Genomic DNA, 15,605 nt, shown 5'->3' with positions numbered 1-15,605 from the left:
CCATGACCCGTTCATTACGCGTCCTCTACATCGCCTTGTTCCTCGCCGTGCTGCTGGCGTTGGGCGCCTGGTCGATGCGCAGTTTCCTGGGCTTCAGCACCAACGCCGACGCCACCGTGCTCAACGGCCGCTGGACCAAGGCCGTCGAGACCCACTACGACGACCAGTTCCCGATCAAGCGCCTGGGCACCAACCTCTGGGCAGCGCTGGACTACAAGCTGTTCAACGAAGGCCGCCCTGGCGTGGTGATTGGCCGCGACCACTGGTTGTACAGCGACGAGGAATTCAACCCGATCGTCAACGAAGACCAGAACCTGCAAGGCAACTATGCCTTGGTGGAAGGCGTGCGCCAGAAGCTCAAGGCCCAGGGTATCCAACTGGTGATGGCGATCGTGCCGGCCAAGGTGCGGCTGTACCCGGAACACCTGGGTGAAGTGCAGCCGGCGAGCATCCACGCCGGTCTGTACCAGGACTTCCATGCCCGCATGGCCGCCGACAAGATCGTCGCCCCTGACCTGATGGGTCCGCTGCAACAGGCCAAGCTGCACGGCCAACAAGTGTTCCTGCGCACCGACACCCACTGGACCCCGGACGGCGCTGAAGTGGCGGCCAAAGAATTGGCCAAGACAATTGCCAACAAAACGCCCCTGAGCGGCGAGCCTCAACGCTTTGTCACCGAAGCCGAGAAGACCGAGCCACACAAGGGCGACCTGCGCCTGTTCCTGCCGCTGGACCCGCTGTTCGAAAACCTGATGCCGCCCAAGGAGCCACTGCAAAAACGCGTGACGCACCTGGCTGAAACCAAAGGCGACGATGCGCTGTTCACCGACAGTGAAACCCCGGTGGCCCTGGTGGGCACCAGCTACAGCGCCAACCCGAACTGGAACTTTGTCGGCGCGCTGAAGCAAGCCCTGGGCAGCGACGTCATCAACTACTCCGAAGACGGCCACGGCCCGATCCTGCCGATGCTCAGCTACCTGAAAAGCGACGACTTCAAGAACAGCCCGCCACAGGTGCTGATCTGGGAGTTTCCCGAGCGTTATCTGCCTGTGAACAACGAAATCGGCGATGCCGACCCGCAGTGGGTTGCGCAGCTCAAACAAGCCGGTATGCGCCAACAGAACATGGCTATCAACACCCCCACCGTTAAAAACATGAACTCCGAGACGCCCGACCGGGCGCAAAACTGAAAGAGAGGTAACTCACATGACTTTCACTACTAACCTCGCAAAAACTTTTGCCCTCGTCGCCGGCATGAGCGTTGTTTCGATGTCCGCCTTCGCCGGTGGCGACGCCGCCCTCTACGGTCCCGTCGCGCCAAAAGGCTCGAGCTTTGTGCGGGTGTACAACGCCAGCAACCAGGAAGTCAGCGCCACCGTTGGCAGCACCAACCTCAACGAGGTTGCACCGCTGGCCAGCAGTGACTTCAGCTTCATGCCGGGCGGTGACTACAGCGCCAAGGTCGGCAGCCAGACCCTGCCGGTCAAGCTCGCCGCCGACCACTACTACACCCTGGTCAGCAGCGGCAGCGGCCAGCCGCAACTGATCGAAGAACCGCCGTTCAAGAACAAGCAGAAATCCCTGGTGCGCGTGCAGAACCTCAGTGACAAGTCGCTGACCCTGAAAACCGCCGATGGCAAGACCGACGTGGTCCAGGCCGTGGCCGCCAAGGGCCGTGGCGAGCGCGAGATCAACCCGGTGAAGGTCAGCCTGGCGCTGTATGAAGGCGATAAAAAAGTCGGCGACGTGAAGCCGGTAGCTCTGGAACGCGGTGAGGCCGCAGTGCTGTACGTCACCGGCACCGGCGCCAACCTGTCGCCAGTGTGGGTGAAACGCCCTGTGTCGACCCGCTGATTAGATTTTCAGATTGACGCTGCCCCCTGTGGGAGCTGGCTTGCCTGCGATGCGGACAACTCGGTGTATCAGGTACACCGAGGTGATGCCATCGCGGGCAAGCCCGGCTCCCACAGGCTCTAACCAAATTTGATTCAAGGAGAAACACCATGATCCCAGTAATCCTTTCCGGTGGTAGCGGCTCACGTCTTTGGCCGCTTTCGCGTAAACAGTTTCCCAAGCAGTTCCTGGCCCTGACCGGCGAGCACACCTTGTTCCAGCAAACCCTGGAGCGCCTGGTGTTCGACGGCATGGACGCGCCCATCGTGGTGTGCAACAAGGACCACCGCTTTATCGTCAACGAGCAACTGGCTGCCCGCAAACTGGAAACCCAGCGCATCCTGATGGAGCCGTTCGGCCGCAATACCGCGCCGGCCGTGGCCCTGACGGCGATGATGCTGGTCAACGAAGGCCGCGACGAACTGATGCTGGTGCTGCCCGCCGACCACGTGCTGGATGACCAGAAAGCCCTGCAACGCGCCCTGGCCCTGGCCACTGTGGCGGCTGAGCGTGGCGAAATGGTGCTGTTCGGTGTGCCGGCCACCCGTCCGGAGACCGGCTACGGCTATATCAAGTCGACCAACGATTCGCTGCTGCCCGAAGGCGTCAGCCGCGTGCAACAGTTCGTGGAAAAACCCGATGAAAAACGCGCCGCCGAATTCGTCAAGAGCGGTGGTTATTTCTGGAACAGCGGCATGTTCCTGTTCCGTGCCAGCCGCTTCCTCGAAGAGCTGAAAAAACACGATCCGGACATCTACGACACCTGCCTGCTGACCCTGGAACGCAGCAACCAAACCGCCGACACCATCGACATCGACGAATCCACCTTCGCCTGCTGCCCGGACAACTCCATCGACTACGCCGTGATGGAAAAAACCCAACTGGCCTGCGTGGTGCCGTTGACTGCCGGCTGGAGCGACGTGGGTTGCTGGGCATCGCTGTGGGACGTGAATGAAAAAGACGCCAACGGTAACGTCAGCAAGGGCGACGTGGTGATCCAGGACAGCAAGAACTGCATGATCCACGGCAACGGCAAGCTGGTGTCGGTGATTGGCCTGGAAAACATCGTGGTGGTGGAAACCAAGGACGCGATGATGATTGCCCACAAGGACAAGGTCCAGGGCGTCAAGCAGATGGTCAACACCCTCAACGAGCAGGGCCGCAGCGAAACCCAGAACCACTGCGAGGTGTACCGTCCATGGGGCTCGTACGACTCGGTGGATATGGGCGGGCGCTTCCAGGTCAAGCACATCTCGGTGAAACCGGGCGCGTGCCTGTCGTTGCAGATGCACCACCACCGCGCAGAACACTGGATCGTGGTCAGCGGCACCGCCGAAGTCACCTGTGACGAGAACGTGTTCCTGCTCACCGAAAACCAGTCCACCTACATCCCGATTGCCTCGGTGCACCGTTTGCGTAACCCGGGCAAGATTCCATTGGAGATTATCGAGGTGCAGTCCGGCAGCTACCTGGGTGAAGACGATATCGAACGCTTTGAAGATATCTACGGTCGATCCACGCCAATCGAGCGTGGCGTTTCGGTGAAAACCATCGCGCAGTAAACAGAGCAGCACAACAAGCCCCCGCCCCACCGACTGCGTCCCCTATCCGCAGCCGGTGGGCCGGGGGCTTTTTCTTTGGGGCCGGGGAACCCGAAGATGGTCAACTCCACCTACGCTTGGTTAGGATGCCCGTTCCGTTTTCGAGGTTGTTGCCATGTTCTTTGGTGTCTTGCTGATTATCACCTGGCTGATCCTCTTGCTGCGCTACCCCGCCAGGGCGTTGCCGGTTTCCCTCGCGGCCGCCGTCGGCCTGGGCCTGGTGGCGGTATGGGTGGTGTGGCTGGACAACCGCGAGGCCCAGCAATTGGCACGCCTGGAACTGCGTACCGTCTACGCGCCGAAAGAATGCCCCGCAGACCGCCCGCTCAAGCTCACCTTGAACAACGGCAACAACGTACCGCTGACCGAACTGCGTTGGCGCATCGCCGCGTATGCGCCGGGCGATACGGTCAACCTGGCAGACAACGTGTACGCTGCCCCGCGCTATCGCGGCCCCGGCGAACTGCAGGCCGGCGCCACCTGGGAAGACTGCCTGCCAGTGCCGCCGCTGCGCCCCGGCTACCGCCCGCAAACCCTGGAATTTCGTGCCGAGCATTTGCAAGGCAGCTTCTCTGACTGATAACGACAAAGGACTGATCCATGCCCAACGTACTGATCACCGGGTGCTCCAGTGGCATTGGCCGTGCCCTGGCGGACGCCTTCAAGCAAGCCGGCTTTGACGTGTGGGCCAGCGCCCGGCGCAGCGAGGATGTGGCGGCACTTGCCAGCGCCGGCTTTAACGCGGTGCAACTGGACGTCAACGACAGCGCTGCACTGGCGCAGTTGGCCGGGCAGGTCGGCGAGCTGGATGTGCTGATCAACAACGCCGGCTATGGCGCCATGGGCCCGTTGCTCGACGGCGGCACCCAGGCGATGCAGCAGCAATTCGAGACCAACGTATTCTCAGTGGTCGGCGTGACTCAGGCGCTGTTCCCGGCCCTGCGTCGCCGTAAAGGGTTGGTGGTGAATATCGGCAGCGTGTCCGGCGTGTTGGTCACACCGTTCGCCGGTGCGTATTGCGCCTCGAAAGCCGCAGTGCATGCCTTGAGTGATGCGTTGCGCATGGAGCTCGCACCGTTTGACGTGCGGGTGATGGAAGTGCAGCCAGGCGCCATCGATACAAGTTTTGCAAAAAACGCCGGCACCCAGGCCGAACTGTTGATCAATGAAAAGTCGCCCTGGTGGCCACTGCGCGAAAGCATCCGCGCCCGGGCCAAGGCCTCCCAGGATCGGCCTACGCCCGCTCGCGATTTTGCCGTGGACGTGCTCAAGGCCGTGCAACAGGGCACGCCGCCGCGCCTGTTGCGCTCGGGTAATGGTTGCCGGGCACTGCCATTGATGGCGGCGTTGCTGCCCAAGGGCTTGCTGGAGACTGTCTTGAAAAAACGCTTTGGCCTGAGCGGCCAGCTCTAAGAGCCCCCGCCTCCCCGTGGCGAGGGAGCTTGCTCCCTCGCCACACGGTTTCTCGGCTGATCAGCCTTTCATGAAATCAATGAAGGCCCGCACTTTCAGGGGCAAATGCCGGGTATCCGGGTACAACGCGTACACCCCCTGCGGCGCAAATCGATACCCCGGCAGCAACCGCACCAAACGCCCCGCATCCAGGTCTTCCTGCACCAGCCACTGGGGCAGGATCGCCACGCCATGCCCGCGCACGGCAAACGCCTGGAGAATGGCGGCACTGTCGGCAACCAGTGAAGCCTTGCCGGGGCCTGGACGGTACAGGTGCTCATGGCCGGCCGGGTCGAGCACCGTCAACTCCGTCAGCCGCCAGTGCCCCAGCTTGGGCAGTTGCTCCAGTTCTTCCAGCGTGGCGACCCCGGCAAACCCCGGTGCAGCCACGGCGAGGATTTCGTAGCTCGACAGCTGCACCGCCCGATGATTGGAGTCGAGCATCCGCCCCAATCGAATAGCTACATCGAAGCGCTCGGAGATCAGGTCGGCGTGGCTGGAGGAGGTGGATAACTGGATGTTCAATTCCGGGTGCAGGCCGCGAAAGGTTTCCACTGCCGGCACCACCACCGCCAATCCGTATTCGACGGTGGTGGTGATCCGCAATGTGCCCTTGAGCTGGCTGTGCTCCGAACGGGCCTCTTCCACCGCCAGGCGCGCTTCTTCCAGCATGCGCGTGCAGCGCAGGTAAAAGCGTTCGCCCGCATCGGTCAGTGCCAGTTGCCGAGTACTGCGGGTCAGCAGGGTCACGCCCAGCTCGGCTTCCAGGCGCTTGAGGTTGAAGCTCACCACTGCTCGCGTCTGCCCGAGGACATCCGCGGCTGCCGTCAACGAACCGGCCTCGACCACGGCCTTGAAGGTGTCGAAACGATCCAGACTGACCATTGGTCACGCGCTCCTTTGTCAAAATATTTTTGACAAACTAACAGTCAAACCGCTGTTTCCCAAGTGCCCGCACCCGCCTACCCTGCCGCCATCCACAGCAGGAACTGCGCAATGACCTACCGCTCGAAAGTCACCTGGATCTTTCTACTGGGCTTCGCCCTCGACCTGGTGAACATGTTTGTCGCCACCATCGCTTACCCGGACATCGCCCGCGAGTTGCACGCCTCGGTCACGCAACTGGCATGGATCGGCAACGCCTACATGCTCGGCCTGACCGTCGTCATTCCCCTGAGTGTTTGGCTGGCGGCGCTGCTGGGTGAGCGCCGGTTGATTGCAGTCAGCCTGTTGCTGTTCGGCGTAGCCTCGGTGCTGGTGGGCCAGGCCGCCTCGATTGAAGCGCTGATCGGCTGGCGCCTGTTGCAGGGCTTGGGTGGCGGCTTGTTGATTCCGGTGGGGCAAGCCTTGGCCTATCGGCATTTTCCGCCGGCAGAACGCAGCCAACTGACAGCCAGGGTCATGCTGGTGGCGCTGCTGATTCCGGCGTTGTCGCCAGCATTGGGCGGCCTGGTGGTGGACAGCGTGTCGTGGCGCTGGATCTTTTTCGCCAACCTGCCGCTGGCGCTGATCACCGTGATGCTGACCTTGCGCTGGCTGGTGGCAGACACGCCCGCGTCCACACGCCCGGCGCTGGAGCTCGGTCACGTATTGGGCCAGGCTCGCCGCCCGATGCTGCGGGTCGCGATGCTGGTTTACCTGTTCATCCCGGGGGTGTTTATCGGCACCAGCCTGGTGGCGATTCTTTATCTGCACGGCCTCGGCTTTACCGCCAGCCACATCGGCGCGCTGATGCTGCCGTGGGCGCTGGCCTCGGGGCTGGCGATTGCCTTGAGCAAAAAACTGTTCAATCGCTGCGGGCCGAGGCCGCTGCTGCTGGCGGGCATGCTGCTGCAAGCCCTCGGCATCCTGTTGCTGATCGAGCCGCACCCGGTTGTCGTGGTGCTCGCCTACCTCCTGATGGGCCTAGGTGGCAGCCTGTGCAGCAGCACCGCGCAAACCCTGGCCTTTCTCGACATTCCGGCCGAGCGCATGGGGCATGCCAGCGCCTTGTGGAACATCAATCGGCAATTGAGTTTTTGCCTCGGTGCCGCCGTGCTCAGTGGGGTGCTGGCTGCGCTGGACTCGTTCACCGTCACCTTCGCGATTGCCGCAGCCTTGACCCTGTTTCCGTTATTTGCCGTACTGTGCCTGGATGCGTCCAAGGTACGGACACTGCTTCACCCTGCCAGCGAGCCCACACGATGATTGACTACCGCGATTTTTTTGATGAAGTGATCCAGGCCCATGTCGAGATCGAACAATGGTTTGCCGGCACAGCCCCCGAGGGAACACTGGAGGTTTTGCTGAAGCGTTTTTCGCCGGACTTTTCCATGATCACCCCGGCGGGCAAACAACTGGATTTTGCACTGCTCAACCAGCTGTTCAGCCAGGCTGGCGGCAAGCGGCCCGGGTTCAAGATCAGCCTCAGCGAGTTTGCAGGGATTGACCGACATGCCCGTGGCGCGACGGTGAGTTATCGCGAGCAGCAGGTGGATGGCAGCGGTGCCCAAACCGATCGGCGATCGACCGTGGTGTTTGAAAAGCAGGCCAGTGGCGCCCTGCTGTGGCGCCATTTGCACGAGACGTTTCTACAGGCCTGACACGGTCAAAATGTGGGAGCGGGCTTGCTCGCGAATGCGGTGGATCAGTCGATATTTTCGTTGACTGACACACTGCCTTCGCGAGCAAGCCCGCTCCCACATTCAGTTCTGTGTTTGGTTGACGATCACGGTGCAGGTGATCCCCGCCGCCAACAGCACACCTTCCGGCACTTCATCGATATGAATCCGCACCGGCACCCGCTGGGCCAGGCGCACCCAGTTGAACGTCGGGTTCACATCGGCGATCAACTCGCGGCTCTCCGGGTTGTCCCGGTCGTAGATGCCGCGCGAAATGCTTTCCACGTGCCCCTTGAGGGTTTCGCCGCTCATCAACTGCATGTCGGCCTTGTCCCCGACTTTGACGTGGGGCAGCTTGGTTTCTTCGAAGAAGCCGTACACCCAGAACGAGTTCATATCCACCACCGCCATCTTCGCCTCGCCAATACGCGCGTAGTCGCCACGGTGCACGTTGAGGTTGGTGACGTAGCCGTCCACCGCCGCCACCACCTGGGTGCGCTTGAGGTTCAGTTGCGCCGCTTCAAGCTGGGCCAGGGCATGTTGGTAGTCGGCCAGGGCCGAGTCGGCGATGTTACTGGCGTCGTCGCGGTTTTCCTTGGAGATCACCAGGGCGTCGAGGTCGGCGCGGCGGTGGGCGTTGACCTTGCGCATCTCCCAGGTGGCCTTGCGGGACGCCACCAGGGATTGCGCCTGCTTGACCGCAATCTGGTAATGCTCGGGGTCGATCTGCATCAGCAGGTCGCCCTTTTTCACCAACTGGTTGTCACGCACTGAGACATTGACCACCTCGCCCGTAACGTCGGCGGCGACGTTGATGATGTCGGCGCGCACCCGGCCATCGCGGGTCCAGGGAGTTTCCATGTAGTGCACCCACAACGTGCGGCCAATCCAGATCGCCAGGGCCAGTACCAGCAAGGTCGCGAGCAGGCTGAAAAACTTTTTCATCGGGGCATTCTCAACGGTAGACGGTCAGCGCCAGGGCGCCGAACAAGCAAGCGAACAGGCTCAGGCGCAGCAGCGCCGGGTGCCAGAAAAAACGGTACAGGTCAAAGCCGGCCAGGAACCGGTCAAGGGCCCAGGCCAGGCCCGCCGCGATCAGAAACATCAGGGTCATGGTGGGCATGTAGACGCCGTGGAAGGCGATTTCACGAGGCATGGGCGGGTCCTTCGGGCTTGAGGGCAGCCAGGGGTGATTGCGGGTCCAGCAATGAGGTGCGGATAAAGTGCAGGTAGCTTTTCACCCGGCGCAGGGCCGAGGTGTCGAAGTGCGGGGCGAAGGGTTCGTCGGTGGCCTGCACCCGGCTGATGGCGTGGTCCACGGCGACCAGGCTGCGCTCCAGGTTGCTGGCGCTGGGTTGCAGGAACAGCCGCACCAGCGAACGGCCCATCACCCGGATCGCCTGGCGCCACGGCTGGGACTCGGCATACGCCGGGTGCACCGGCAGGATCGCCTGTTCCTTGCGCAACTCGATGATCGCGTGGCCGACTTCCAGCACCACGAACATCCAGCGCAGCAGGTTGCGTTGCACCTGGGGTTGCCCGGCGGCAAAGCCGTAGGCCTGGTGCAGCAGGTCGCGGGTGCGGCTTTCGAAACCCGACGCCAGGCCCTTGAGTTTGCCGCTGATGGCGAACACCACTTGCTCGCGCAAGTCCTGCTCCAGCCGACGCCACAACCAGCGGCTGTTGGGCGGCAGGATGATCGCGCCCGCCGCCGCACACACCAGCATGCCGATGACCATGGCGATGTAGTCGTTGATGAAGGTATAGGGGTTGTAGATCGTGAGGTTGTCCGGCACCGAGCCAGTGCTGAAGAAGATCAGCAACCCGACGCCGACTCCCGCGTACTGCGGACGCGAAGCCAGGAACGAACCGAAGATGATCACCGGCGCGAGCATCACGCACAGCAACGGGAAACCGTCGATCCAGGGAAACACGAAGAACATTTCGACAAAGCCCACCAGCGCCCCGATCAAGGTACCGCAAGCCATTTGAAAGGCCATGCGCTTGGGGTTGGGGGTGGCGGCCGACAAACCCACCGTCGCCGCGGCGATCAGGGTCATGGTGGCGCCACTGGGCCAGGCCGTGGCCACCCAGTAACTGCCGAGCACGATCAGGATAAACGAGGCGCGAATCCCCGAGGCGGCGCAGGCCAGCCAGTTGGTTTTCGGGGTGTAGGGTTCGTCCCAGTGTTCGCGCTCGTGGCTGTGATCCGCCAGGGAGGCGTGGGTCTGGGCGTAGTTGTGCAAGTCGTCGACGAAGCGGTACAGCAGCTCATAGGCGGTGTGAAAGTCCAACAGTTCGGCGTCGCTGGGGGCGCTTTCCTGGAAGCGGGTGCGCAGGCTGCGCACCTTGGCGGGCAGGCCTTCCTTGTAGGCGTTCAACTGATTGGCCAGGCGCGCCGCATCGGGGCTGGTGAGCGCACGGCCGGAAAAACCGTCGAGCAGTTCCGCCAGGTCTTGCAGGCCCGGCTTGATCGCAGCCACCACGTGATCGGCCTCCTGGCTGCGCAGGCGCTCGAGCAATTGGTGCAAGGCGTTGAAGCGCGTGGTGATGCCCATGAACTCGCTGTTCAAGCGCGTCAGCCGGCCATTGCGCCGACGCATGTGCGGGTCTTCGAACACGGTGATGCTGCGCAGCCCTTCCAGGCCCACGGCTTCGGCGATAAAGCGCACGTTGCTGCGTTCAAAGCCTTCGCGCTCGCTGCGACCGCGCAGGCCGTCGGTGACGAACAGCGCGAACACACCGAAGCGCTGGTACAGGGCGTTGCGCATCGCAGCGCTGGAGGTTTGCGGCAGGATCGCGGCGCTGACCAGCGTGGAGCAGACAATCCCCAACGAGATTTCCAGGACTCGCCACACCGCCGCCATAAACGCGCCGTCGGGATGGGCCAGGGCCGGCAAGCCAACCATCGCCGCGGTGTAGCCGGCCAGCACAAAACCGTAGGCGCGAAAGTTGCGATTGCGGGTCGCGCCAGCAGTGCAGATGCCGACCCAGATCGCCAGCGAACCGAGGAACAGTTCAGTGTTCTGCGCAAACAACGCGATCAGGAACACCATCACCGCCGAGCCCGCCAGGGTGCCCAGGAAGCGGTAGAAACTCTTGGCGAATACCTGGCCGCTTTGCGGCTGCATCACGATAAATACCGTGATCATCGCGGTACGCGGTTGCGGCAATTCCAGGCGCATGGCCAGCCACAGCGTCAGGAACGCCGCGATCAGCACCTTGAAGATATAGACCCAGGTCACGCCATCACTGCGTGCCCAATCGAAGAAACCACGGCGCCACTCAAGCGAGTGCAACCAGCGCAGCGGTGCAGGCAAGGGAGTCATCGCATCCTACTCAGTGATCAAACACGGCGAGGGCCGCCGGGGTCTTGCTCGGTAAAGTCTGGCTGTCCTGAGGTACATCGCTGCCGGCACCGAGGCCACCGCCCAACGCGGTCACCAGTTCGGCGTGGGCACTCAGGCGTGCGGCCTGGACCTGCTGCTGCACCTGCTGCTGGCGGAACAACAGGCTCTGGGCATTCAGCACGTTGAGGTAGTCGGTGAGGCCGCGCTGGTAGGCGATCATCGCGATGTCATAGGTTTTCTGCGCCGAGGCCACCGATTCGGCGGCGAAGGCTTGCTGCTTGTCCATCGACTCGCGGCGGATCAACTGGTCGCTGATGCCCTTGAGCGCGTTGACCAGGGTCTGGTTGTAGTGCGCGACGGCGATGTCGTAGCCGGCGCTGGCTTCACCCAGTTGCGAGCGCAGGCGGCCACCGTCGAAGATCGGCAGGCTGATGGCAGGGCCGGCGGTGTAGTTGAGTTTCTTGCCGGTCAGGAAACTCAGCATTCCGCCGCCGGTGGCGACGTAGCCGAGGCTGCCCACCAGGTCGACGTTGGGGTAGAAACCGGCGTGGGCCACATCAATGCCACGGGCCTGGGCCGCCACTTGCCAGCGGCTGGCGACCACGTCCGGGCGCTGGCCGAGCAGTTCGGCGGGCAAGCTCGACGGCAGTTTCAGCGGTGCCGCGAGGGACAGGGTGGGCCGCTGCAACTGCGCGCCCGCCCCCGGCCCTTTGCCCGCCAGCGCGGCCAACTGGTTGCGACTCAGGGCGATCTGTTCATCCAGGGCGTCCATCTGGCGATGGGTTTCCGGCAGCGGCGTCTCGGCCTGGCTGACTTCGAAGTGGGTGCCGATCCCACCATTCAAACGCTTTTGCGCCAGGTCGAGAATCTGTTGTTGCTGGGCCAGGGTGGCGGCCACGATATCGCGCTGGGCGAAGTGCAACGACAGCTGGATATAGGCGCGCACCACGTTGTTCTGCAATTCGAGCTGCGTCTGGCGCGCTTCGGCGGCGCTCATGTGGGCCATGTCCACGGCGCGCTCGGTGGCGTTGCTTTCGCGGCCCCAGAGGTCGAGGGCATAGCTCAAGCCCAGGGACGCGTTGTTGTCCCAGGTGGTGGAATTGTCTAGCGCGCCTGGGCCGTAGAATTGGTCGCTCGGCCAGTTATGGCGCTTGAGCGCGGCGTCGCCATTGACCTGCAACGACTCGGCCGACTCGGCGATCCCGGCCATGGCCCGGGCTTCACGCACACGTGCAGCGGCCATGGCCATGCTCGGGCTGCCTTGCACGGCGAGGTCGATCCAGTGGTTGAGTTGCGGGTCGCCGTAGGCTTGCCACCATTGCGCGGTGGGCCAGTGGGCGTCCTGGGCGGCGCTTTTGATCGCTTCGTCGGTGGCCAATGTATTGGCGACGAGTGACTGGCCTTGAGGGGAGATTCCTCCGGTTCCGATGCAGCCGCTGATTGCTAACGATAAGGCCCAAACACTGAGAGTCTTCAGCTCTCTGCTGATGCGACGCGGCACTGCTGCGAATTCCTGAGAGGGTGTTGCGGGGAAGGTGGCGCAATTCTAAGGGGCGGGCCGGATGGCGATAAGGTGGGATTCTTGTGAATCTTTGTTACCGTTCAGGCGATAATCCGTTCGTAGGGATCACTGGATCCTGCAACTTCGTGTCACAATTTGCCATCTCCCCTGAGAGCACCTTAATGGACACCTTGCAAAACATGCGCGCCTTCAGTTGTGTGGCCGAAGCCGGCAGCTTCACCGCCGCCGCCGTGCAACTGGATACCACCACGGCCAACGTCTCGCGCGCGGTCTCCAACCTTGAGGCCCATCTGCAAACCCGTTTGCTCAACCGCACCACCCGCCGCATCGCCCTGACCGAGGCCGGCAAGCGCTATTTGCTGCGTTGCGAGCAGATCCTGGCGTATGTCGAGGAAGCGGAAGCCGAAGCCAGCGACGCCCACGCCCGCCCCGCCGGGCAGCTGAAAGTGCACACCATGACCGGCATCGGCCAGCACTTCGTGATCGATGCGATTGCCCGCTACCGCCGCACCCACCCGGACGTGACCTTTGACCTGACCATGGCCAACCGCGTGCCGGACCTGCTGGATGAGGGTTACGACGTGTCCATCGTGCTCGCCAGCGAGTTGCCGGATTCGGGGTTTGTCTCGCAGCGCCTGGGGATAACTTACAGCATCGCCTGTGCCTCGCCGGCCTACGTCAAGGCCAACGGCTGCGCGCAACGGCCCAGCGACCTGCTCAACCACGCGTGCCTGCGCCTGGTCAGCCCGGTGATTCAGCTGGATAAATGGTCGTTCAATGGCCCTGAAGGCCAGGAAAGTGTGGCGATCAACAGCTCACCGTTCCTGGTGAACTCGGCGGATGCGATGAAGACCGCGATCACCAGCGGCATGGGCGTTGGCCTGTTACCGGTGTATGCGGCGATTGAAGGGCTGCGCAACGGCACCCTGGTGCGGGTGATGCCCAACTACCGCTCCCAGGAGCTCAACCTGTACGCCATCTACCCGTCGCGCCAATACCTGGATGCGAAGATCAAGACGTGGGTGGAATACCTGCGCAGTTCCCTGCCGGAAATCATGGCCGCGCATCAGGCGGAACTGGCGGCCTATGAGCTAAGTGGCAGTTTGGGCGGGGTACGACTGAGTAACTGAGGGGGGGCGGCCGCTACACCGGCAGCGTAATGCCAAAGGTGTTGCCGCCGCCCTCGCTGCGCACAAACACATCTCCGCCGTGCATCAACGCGATCGCCTTGACGATCGCCAGTCCCAACCCGTGATTCGCCCCACTATTGCTGCGGGACGCGTCCACCCGATAGAACCGCTCGAACAACCGGGGCAGATGCTCGCTGGCAATCTCATCGCCCGGGTTGGTCACCCCGATCGCCACGTGGTCCTCCAGCACTTCGATCTTCACCTCGATCACCTGGCCAGGCGCCGTATGCTGCACCGCATTGCTCAACAGGTTGATCAACGCCCGGCGCAAGTGCGCCTTCTCGATCTGCACCTGGGCATCGCCGGTCACACGCACCTGCACCTGGGCGTCCTCGAGGATAAAGTCCAGGTAATCCAGGGTGGTCGCCACTTCATCCGCCAGCGAACTGGTGATCAGTTTGGTGGCCTTGCTGCCCTGGTCTGCACTGGCCAGGAACAGCATGTCATTGATGATCGAGCGCAGCCGTTCCAGCTCTTCGAGGTTCGATTGCAGCACCTCGAAATAATGCTCGGCCGAACGCCCACGGGTCAGCGCCACCTGGGTCTGGCCGATCAGGTTGGTCAGCGGCGAGCGCAGCTCATGGGCCACATCGGCGTTGAATGACTCCAGGCGCGAATAGGCCTGTTCTACCCGGTCGAGGGTCGAGTTGAAGGAGTTGACGAACTGCTTCAGCTCCGGCGGCAATGGCGACAATTGCAGGCGCCCGGAGAGTTTCGGCGGTGCAAGTTTCTGCGCCTCGTCCGACAGCTTGATCAGCGGCTTGAGACCGATGCGCGCCACCCAGAACCCCAGCAGCGAGGCCAGCAGCACGCCGACAAACGCCAGGCCGATCAGCGCCACCAGCAGTTGATGCTGGGTGGCGCGGAAGTTCTCGGTGTCGACCGCGATCAGGAAACGCAGCGGCGGGCGCTGCTCCTTGGCTGGAAACTGGCTGACCAATACTTTGAACGGGTAGGCATGGCCCGGCAGGCGCAAGTCGCGCTTGCCGGTCGGGCCGGCGGCAAAGGCGCGAATCTGCGCGTCCGGGTTGCCGTATTCGTAGGTCGGGTCGCTGCTCACCACCCAGAAGCGAATGCGCTTGTCTTCCTCTCCCAACAACTTGAGCTTGGCGGTGATCTTCGCCCAATGGTCCGGCGTACCGAAGCGATTGACCGAAGACTCCAGCACGCTGTAGCGCGCATCCAGCTCGGCCCCGGGCAGCAGGCCCAGGCCTTTGTCCACCTGCTGGTACAGCGCGCCGCCGATCAACAGGAAGATCAGCAGCGCCACCAGGGTGAACATGCCGCTCAGGCGCAGGGCGATGGAGTTAGCCGACACTGCGGTTCTCCAGCACGTAACCCATGCCACGGATGGTGTGCAGCAGTTTCTGTTCGAACGGCCCGTCGAGCTTGGCCCGCAGGCGTTTGATCGCCACTTCCACCACATTGGCGTCGCTGTCGAAATTGATATCCCAGACCATTTCCGCAATCGAGGTCTTGGACAGGATTTCACCCTGGCGCCGGGCCAATACGCTGAGCAGCGAGAACTCCTTGGCGGTCAGGTCCAGGCGAACGCCGTTGCGACTGGCCTTGCGGCTGATCAGGTCGATCCACAGGTCGGCGATGGTCACCTGCACCGGCTCATGCCCGCCACTGCGACGGGTAAGGGCTTGCAGGCGCGCCACCAGTTCGAGGAACGAGAACGGCTTGCCGAGGTAATCATCCGCGCCTTCGCGCAGGCCGCGAATACGGTCTTCCACGCGCTCGCGGGCGGTGAGCATGATCACCGGCGTCTGCTTGCGCGCCCGCAGCGCGCGCAATACGCCAAAGCCATCCAGGCCGGGCAGCATCACGTCGAGCACGATGACCGCGTAATCGTTCTCCAGGGCCAGGTGCAACCCTTCGACGCCTTCACGGGCGACGTCGACGGTATAGCCTTGCTCCGTCAGGCCGCGGTGCAGGTAGTCGGCGGTTTTTTCTTCGTCTTCAATAATCAGTACACGCATGAGCCTTTTGTT

The 15,605-nt window shown here is 62.8% G+C and carries 15 protein-coding genes; 8 read left to right on the top strand and 7 right to left on the bottom strand.

All coding sequences use genetic code 11. The annotated features are described in order from the left end of the window. Window positions 1–2: 2 nt before the first annotated feature. The 5 genes from HX839_RS12315 (at window position 3) to HX839_RS12295 (ending at window position 4,907) form a co-directional block, all read left to right on the top strand. Complete coding sequence (locus HX839_RS12315) at window positions 3–1,190, top strand: alginate O-acetyltransferase (RefSeq protein WP_008434178.1); 1,188 nt, start codon at window positions 3–5, stop codon at window positions 1,188–1,190. Between the two features lie 16 nt (window positions 1,191–1,206). Further along, the gene (locus HX839_RS12310; protein WP_008434181.1) at window positions 1,207–1,854 is read left to right on the top strand and encodes an alginate O-acetyltransferase AlgF; all 648 of its coding nucleotides are present in this window, start codon (window positions 1,207–1,209) and stop codon (window positions 1,852–1,854) included. Window positions 1,855–2,003: 149 nt separating this feature from the next. Continuing rightward, window positions 2,004–3,455, top strand: a complete 1,452-nt coding sequence (locus HX839_RS12305) for a mannose-1-phosphate guanylyltransferase/mannose-6-phosphate isomerase (protein WP_003216275.1) — start codon at window positions 2,004–2,006, stop codon at window positions 3,453–3,455. A gap of 154 nt (window positions 3,456–3,609) precedes the next feature. Beyond that, entirely contained in the window at window positions 3,610–4,074 is a 465-nt protein-coding gene (locus HX839_RS12300; RefSeq protein WP_003216273.1) for a hypothetical protein, read from the top strand. Window positions 4,075–4,094: 20 nt separating this feature from the next. Beyond that, on the top strand, window positions 4,095–4,907 hold the full coding sequence (locus HX839_RS12295) for an SDR family oxidoreductase (RefSeq protein WP_177067091.1): 813 nt from the start codon (window positions 4,095–4,097) through the stop codon (window positions 4,905–4,907). Between the two features lie 60 nt (window positions 4,908–4,967). Here the strand turns inward: HX839_RS12295 and HX839_RS12290 are convergent, their stop codons facing one another. Then, the gene (locus HX839_RS12290) at window positions 4,968–5,831 is read right to left on the bottom strand and encodes a LysR family transcriptional regulator (RefSeq protein ID WP_177067090.1); all 864 of its coding nucleotides are present in this window, start codon (window positions 5,829–5,831) and stop codon (window positions 4,968–4,970) included. A gap of 111 nt (window positions 5,832–5,942) precedes the next feature. On the opposite strand from HX839_RS12290, the gene HX839_RS12285 reads away from it, so the two are divergent. Both HX839_RS12285 and HX839_RS12280 read left to right on the top strand, forming a co-directional pair. Further along, on the top strand, window positions 5,943–7,133 hold the full coding sequence (locus tag HX839_RS12285) for an MFS transporter (protein WP_177049049.1): 1,191 nt from the start codon (window positions 5,943–5,945) through the stop codon (window positions 7,131–7,133). Continuing rightward, window positions 7,130–7,528: a DUF4440 domain-containing protein gene (locus tag HX839_RS12280; protein ID WP_177021825.1), complete on the top strand. Its 399-nt coding sequence runs from the start codon at window positions 7,130–7,132 to the stop codon at window positions 7,526–7,528. Before HX839_RS12285 ends, HX839_RS12280 begins: the two co-directional genes overlap by 4 nt. 102 nt (window positions 7,529–7,630) lie before the next feature. Here HX839_RS12280 and HX839_RS12275 read toward each other — a convergent pair whose 3' ends face one another. The 4 genes from HX839_RS12275 to HX839_RS12260 are packed head-to-tail and all read right to left on the bottom strand — an operon-like array spanning window position 7,631 to window position 12,397. Further along, entirely contained in the window at window positions 7,631–8,491 is an 861-nt protein-coding gene (locus HX839_RS12275; protein ID WP_177067089.1) for an HlyD family secretion protein, read from the bottom strand. Between the two features lie 10 nt (window positions 8,492–8,501). Next, window positions 8,502–8,702: a DUF1656 domain-containing protein gene (locus tag HX839_RS12270; RefSeq protein WP_003216262.1), complete on the bottom strand. Its 201-nt coding sequence runs from the start codon at window positions 8,700–8,702 to the stop codon at window positions 8,502–8,504. After that, complete coding sequence (locus tag HX839_RS12265; protein ID WP_003216260.1) at window positions 8,692–10,875, bottom strand: FUSC family protein; 2,184 nt, start codon at window positions 10,873–10,875, stop codon at window positions 8,692–8,694. Before HX839_RS12265 ends, HX839_RS12270 begins: the two co-directional genes overlap by 11 nt. A gap of 10 nt (window positions 10,876–10,885) precedes the next feature. After that, the gene (locus tag HX839_RS12260) at window positions 10,886–12,397 is read right to left on the bottom strand and encodes an efflux transporter outer membrane subunit (RefSeq protein ID WP_177067088.1); all 1,512 of its coding nucleotides are present in this window, start codon (window positions 12,395–12,397) and stop codon (window positions 10,886–10,888) included. Window positions 12,398–12,579: 182 nt separating this feature from the next. Here HX839_RS12260 and HX839_RS12255 point away from each other — a divergent pair, with 182 nt between their 5' ends. After that, window positions 12,580–13,548, top strand: a complete 969-nt coding sequence (locus tag HX839_RS12255; protein ID WP_003216257.1) for a LysR family transcriptional regulator — start codon at window positions 12,580–12,582, stop codon at window positions 13,546–13,548. 13 nt (window positions 13,549–13,561) lie between these two features. On the opposite strand, the gene HX839_RS12250 is transcribed toward HX839_RS12255, so the two are convergent. Beyond that, window positions 13,562–14,926 (bottom strand): heavy metal sensor histidine kinase, encoded by a 1,365-nt coding sequence (locus HX839_RS12250; RefSeq protein WP_003216256.1) that lies wholly within the window; start codon window positions 14,924–14,926, stop codon window positions 13,562–13,564. Continuing rightward, a complete protein-coding gene (locus HX839_RS12245) occupies window positions 14,916–15,593 on the bottom strand; it encodes a heavy metal response regulator transcription factor (RefSeq protein WP_003216255.1) in 678 nt (225 codons plus the stop codon). Before HX839_RS12245 ends, HX839_RS12250 begins: the two co-directional genes overlap by 11 nt. Window positions 15,594–15,605 lie beyond the last annotated feature (12 nt).

Origin of the sequence: Pseudomonas sp. I8001 (assembly GCF_013385345.1) — a bacterium.
Classification (GTDB): Bacteria; Pseudomonadota; Gammaproteobacteria; order Pseudomonadales; family Pseudomonadaceae; genus Aquipseudomonas.
This window is presented reverse-complemented; position numbering and strand designations above follow the sequence as displayed.